Consider the following 444-nt stretch of genomic DNA (forward strand, 5'->3'; position numbering starts at 1 on the left):
AAATAGGCGAGGATGCCGCTGAGCAGTGTTACCGCCGCTGTGATGTACCAGTTGGTGGTGCGGAAGCGCCCCTGCACCCCATCGACGACGATGGTCAACTCCTCGTTGGGCGCTATGAGCTGCGGGTCAAAGCTCGCCGCTCCGCCATCATTCAGGCTCACCGTGCCGCCGCCCTGTAAGCTGTCCGCAATGGTGTCCATATAGTACACACCGGAGGAGCACAGCAGCAAATTCATGGCCACGCAGGTGATGCCGATGAGCAGGACGGACATCAGCGTGATGCGCCACTGCAGGGAGAGCCGCTTCATGCTTCCTCGCCTCCCATCAGATAGCCCTCGCCGATGCGGTTGCGGATGGGGTCATAGCCCAACGCGGTGCGCAGCTTCTTCCGCAGGGCGGAGATGTGGACGCGAATGGAATTGCTGAAGCTGTCCACGCTGTTGT

1 protein-coding gene and 1 pseudogene are annotated in these 444 nt (G+C 61.0%); both read right to left on the reverse strand.

Going from position 1 to position 444, the window contains the following annotated elements; translation table 11 throughout:
- A pseudogene (locus NE609_RS17340) lies at nucleotides 1-308 on the reverse strand (two-component sensor histidine kinase); the annotation flags it as partial.
- The coding region (locus NE609_RS17345) for a helix-turn-helix domain-containing protein (protein ID WP_256153243.1) at nucleotides 305-444 on the reverse strand (140 nt) is incomplete at its 5' end. The pseudogene NE609_RS17340 and the gene NE609_RS17345, both read right to left, overlap by 4 nt.

The sequence above is a fragment of the Anaerotruncus sp. DFI.9.16 genome (assembly GCF_024461615.1).
Lineage (GTDB): Bacteria > Bacillota > Clostridia > Oscillospirales > Ruminococcaceae > Anaerotruncus > Anaerotruncus massiliensis.